The 5,049-nt window shown below is 57.8% G+C and carries 3 rRNA genes; all 3 read right to left on the bottom strand.

Annotated elements, in window-relative coordinates:
- Positions 1-4: 4 nt before the first annotated feature.
- A 5S ribosomal RNA gene (gene rrf, locus HKK74_RS38745) occupies positions 5-121 on the bottom strand.
- Between the two features lie 179 nt (positions 122-300).
- A 23S ribosomal RNA gene (locus HKK74_RS38740) occupies positions 301-3,438 on the bottom strand.
- 439 nt (positions 3,439-3,877) lie between these two features.
- Positions 3,878-5,049, bottom strand: a 16S ribosomal RNA gene (locus HKK74_RS38735); the annotation flags it as partial.

The raw sequence follows: 5,049 nt of genomic DNA, 5'->3' as shown, positions 1-5,049 counted from the left end.
TTGTGTCCGGCGGCGTCCTACTCTCCCACACGGTCTCCCGTGCAGTACCATCGGCGCTGGAGGGCTTAACTTCCGGGTTCGGGATGGGACCGGGTGTTTCCCCACCGCTATAGCCACCGAAACGCTTAGCGACACCTACCCACCGCGTTCATCTGCGGGGTGTGGTGTCAAGCTCTTCAGTTATCAACAAAACCCCGTTGGGCCAACCGGGCCTTCGGGGTGCGTGTTTGTGTTCTGAGAACCGCACAGGGACGCGAGCAACAAGACTCTTTTTTGTACGCTTCAACACAGGTGTTGGGTGTGTTCAAGCCACTCGGCCTATTAGTACCAGTCAACTCCACACCTTACGATGCTTCCATATCTGGCCTATCAACCCAGTGGTCTAGCTGGGGGCCTTACCCCCTCCGAAGAGGGGAGGGAGACCTCATCTTGAGGAAGGCTTCCCGCTTAGATGCTTTCAGCGGTTATCCCGTCCGAACGTAGCCAACCAGCCGTGCCCTTGGCAGGACAACTGGCACACCAGAGGTTCGTCCGTCCCGGTCCTCTCGTACTAGGGACAGATCCTCTCAAGTCTCCTACGCGCGCAGCGGATAGGGACCGAACTGTCTCGCGACGTTCTAAACCCAGCTCGCGTGCCGCTTTAATGGGCGAACAGCCCAACCCTTGGGACCTACTCCAGCCCCAGGATGCGACGAGCCGACATCGAGGTGCCAAACCATCCCGTCGATATGGACTCTTGGGGAAGATCAGCCTGTTATCCCCGGGGTACCTTTTAGCCGTTGAGCGACGGCGCTTCCACATGCCACCGCCGGATCACTAGGCCCTGCTTTCGCACCTGCTCGACATGTCTGTCTCACAGTCAAGCTCCCTTGTGCCCTTGCACTCAACACCTGATTGCCAACCAGGCTGAGGGAACCTTTGGGCGCCTCCGTTACCTTTTAGGAGGCAACCGCCCCAGTTAAACTACCCACCAGGCACTGTCCCCGACCCAGATCATGGGCCCGGGTTAGAAGCCCGAAACGACCAGAGTGGTATTTCACCAATGACTCCACCCCAACTGGCGTTGAGGTTTCACAGTCTCCCACCTATCCTACACAAGACGCTCCAAACGCCAATGCCAAGCTATAGTGAAGGTCCCGGGGTCTTTCCGTCCTGCTGCGCGTAACGAGCATCTTTACTCGTAATGCAATTTCGCCGGGCCTGTGGTTGAGACAGTGGGGAAGTCGTTACGCCATTCGTGCAGGTCGGAACTTACCCGACAAGGAATTTCGCTACCTTAGGATGGTTATAGTTACCACCGCCGTTTACCGGCGCTTAGATTCTCAGCCTCGAAACCCAAAGGGTCCCTAACCGGTCCTCTTAACGTTCCGGCACCGGGCAGGCGTCAGTCCGTATACAGCGTCTTACGACTTCGCACGGACCTGTGTTTTTAGTAAACAGTCGCTTCCCCCTGGTATCTGCGACCACCCCCAGCTCACACAGCAAGTGCGCTCACCAGGAATGGCCCCCCTTCTCCCAAAGTTACGGGGGCAATTTGCCGAGTTCCTTAACCACAGTTCACCCGATCGCCTTAGTATTCTCTACCTGACCACCTGAGTCGGTTTGGGGTACGGGCCGCAATCACACTCACTAGAGGCTTTTCTCGGCAGCATGGGATCACTCACTTCACCTAAAACGGCTCGGCATCACACCTCAGGCTTAAAGCACCACGGATTTACCTATGATGCGCCCTACGTGCTTACCCCAGGACAACCATCGCCTGGGCTGAGCTACCCTCCTGCGTCACCCCATCGCTTGCCTACTACCACCTCAGGCCGACCACGCCACCACAGCGACCTCCGAAGAGGAACACCACAGCTTAACGATCTTAGTATCAGCAGGTTCAGCATGGGCGCATGATCACGGGTACGGGAATATCAACCCGTTGTCCATCGACTACGCCTGTCGGCCTCGCCTTAGGTCCCGACTTACCCTGGGCGGATTAGCCTGGCCCAGGAACCCTTGGTCATCCGGCGGCAGGGTTTCTCACCCTGCATTCGCTACTCATGCCTGCATTCTCACTCGTGTGGCCTCCACAACTAGCTCACGCTGCTGCTTCACCGCCCACACGACGCTCCCCTACCCACCCCAACCCCTGGACACCACAAGTGATGCCTGGGTAATGCTGGGATGCCACGGCTTCGGCGGTGTGCTTGAGCCCCGCTACATTATCGGCGCGGAATCACTTGACCAGTGAGCTATTACGCACTCTTTCAAGGATGGCTGCTTCTAAGCCAACCTCCTGGTTGTCATCGCAACTCCACATCCTTTCCCACTTAGCACACGCTTAGGGGCCTTAGCCGATGATCTGGGCTGTTTCCCTCTCGACTACGAAGCTTATCCCCCGCAGTCTCACTGCCACGCTTCACTTACCGGCATTCGGAGTTTGGCTGACTTCAGTAAGCTTGTAGGCCCCCTAGGCCATCCAGTAGCTCTACCTCCGGCAAGAAACACGCAACGCTGCACCTAAATGCATTTCGGGGAGAACCAGCTATCACGGAGTTTGATTGGCCTTTCACCCCTAACCACAGGTCATCCCCCAGGTTTTCAACCCTGGTGGGTTCGGGCCTCCACACCGTCTTACCGGCGCTTCACCCTGCCCATGGCTAGATCACTCCGCTTCGGGTCTACAGCATGCGACTCCGGGCGCCCTATTCAGACTCGCTTTCGCTACGGCTACCCCACACGGGTTAACCTCGCCACACACCATAACTCGCAGGCTCATTCTTCAAAAGGCACGCAGTCACATCACACAACACAAAGTGTTGCTAGCTCCCACGGCTTGTAGGCACACGGTTTCAGGTACTATTTCACGACCCCTCACCGGGGCACTTTTCACCTTTCCCTCACGGTACTGGTCCGCTATCGGTCATCAGGAAGTATTTAGGCTTACCAGGTGGTCCTGGCAGATTCACACGAGATTTCACGGGCCCCGTGCTACTCGGGAACAATCCAAAGGAGTCACATGCGTTTCGCCTACCGGACTCTCACCGTCTACGGTCGGCCTTCCCAGACCATTCGACTACACACGTGATTTCTTACTCCCCGCCCAAACGGCAGCTCAGGCAAGAACCGTCCCACAACCCCGCACACGCAACACCTGCCGGCTATCACACGTGCACGGTTTAGCCTCATCCCCTTTCGCTCACCACTACTCAGGGAATCACAATTGTTTTCTCTTCCTGCGGGTACTGAGATGTTTCACTTCCCCGCGTTCCCACCAACCGCCCTATACATTCAGACGGCGGCGACACCCCATGACGAGTGCCAGGTTACCCCATTCGGAAATCCCCGGATCAAAGTCTGGTTGCCGACTCCCCGAGGCATATCGCAGGCTCCCACGTCCTTCATCGGCTCCTGATGCCAAGGCATCCACCGTGTGCCCTTAAAAACTTGAACACTAAAGCGACAAAAAAGATGCTCGCGTCCACTGTGCAGTTCTCAAAAAACAACCAGCACCCCCACCAACCCACCCCAACCGAGGCAGAGCCAGCAGAAAGCCCGGACAAACCAAGAAAACCAACACCCTCCCCCGAACACCCACTCCCGCCCTCGTCACAAACCAAGGAACAAAGAATGAACATCCAGGAAAGGGGCCCGTTTCCTCAGGACCCAACAGCGTGTCCAGCAGCTCGTGCACCCGCCACCGCCGTTCCCACTCCCCCACCGACCACAAGGATCAGAAGAGGCGGTACTAACCGGGACGTGTCCCACGTCCTGCTGAGTAGCCAGTGCTCCACCTATGAGCAACCCGCTCACGAGACATTCGCTCGTGGAAACAGGTGCAGACCACACCATCCCCCAAGAGGGACGTGGTGGCCAGCGTGATGCTCCTTAGAAAGGAGGTGATCCAGCCGCACCTTCCGGTACGGCTACCTTGTTACGACTTCGTCCTAATCGCCGGCCCCACCTTCGACCGCTCCCCCCACAAGTGGTTGGGCCACGGGCTTCGGGTGTTGCCGACTTTCATGACGTGACGGGCGGTGTGTACAAGGCCCGGGAACGTATTCACCGCAGCGTTGCTGATCTGCGATTACTAGCGACTCCGACTTCATGGGGTCGAGTTGCAGACCCCAATCCGAACTGAGACCGGCTTTAAGGGATTCGCTCCACCTCACGGCATCGCAACCCTCTGTACCGGCCATTGTAGCATGTTTGCAGCCCAAGACATAAGGGGCATGATGACTTGACGTCATCCCCACCTTCCTCCGAGTTGACCCCGGCAGTCTCCCATGAGTCCCCACCATCACGTGCTGGCAACATGGAACGAGGGTTGCGCTCGTTGCGGGACTTAACCCAACATCTCACGACACGAGCTGACGACAGCCATGCACCACCTGTCACCGGCCCAAAAGGACCCCACATCTCTGCAGGTTTTCCGGCAATGTCAAGCCTTGGTAAGGTTCTTCGCGTTGCGTCGAATTAAGCAACATGCTCCGCCGCTTGTGCGGGCCCCCGTCAATTCCTTTGAGTTTTAGCCTTGCGGCCGTACTCCCCAGGCGGGGCGCTTAATGCGTTAGCTGCGGCACGGAATCCGTGGAAGAATCCCACACCTAGCGCCCAACGTTTACGGCGTGGACTACCAGGGTATCTAATCCTGTTCGCTCCCCACGCTTTCGCTCCTCAGCGTCAGTACAGGCCCAGAGAACCGCCTTCGCCACCGGTGTTCCTCCCGATATCTGCGCATTTCACCGCTACACCGGGAATTCCATTCTCCCCTACCTGCCTCTAGCCTGCCCGTATCCACCGCAGACCCGGAGTTAAGCCCCGGGCTTTCACGACGGACGCGACAGGCCGCCTACGAGCTCTTTACGCCCAATAATTCCGGACAACGCTTGCGCCCTACGTATTACCGCGGCTGCTGGCACGTAGTTAGCCGGCGCTTCTTCTGCACCTACCGTCACCCCGGCGAATACCGGAACTTCGTGGATGCTGAAAGAGGTTTACAACCCGAAGGCCTTCATCCCCCACGCGGCGTCGCTGCGTCAGGCTTCCGCCCATTGCGCAATA

Source organism: Actinomadura alba (assembly GCF_014323705.1).
Lineage (GTDB): Bacteria > Actinomycetota > Actinomycetes > Streptosporangiales > Streptosporangiaceae > Actinomadura_C > Actinomadura_C alba.
The sequence above is the reverse complement of the archived record's forward strand: the minus strand, read 5'-3'. Positions and strand labels throughout refer to the sequence as shown.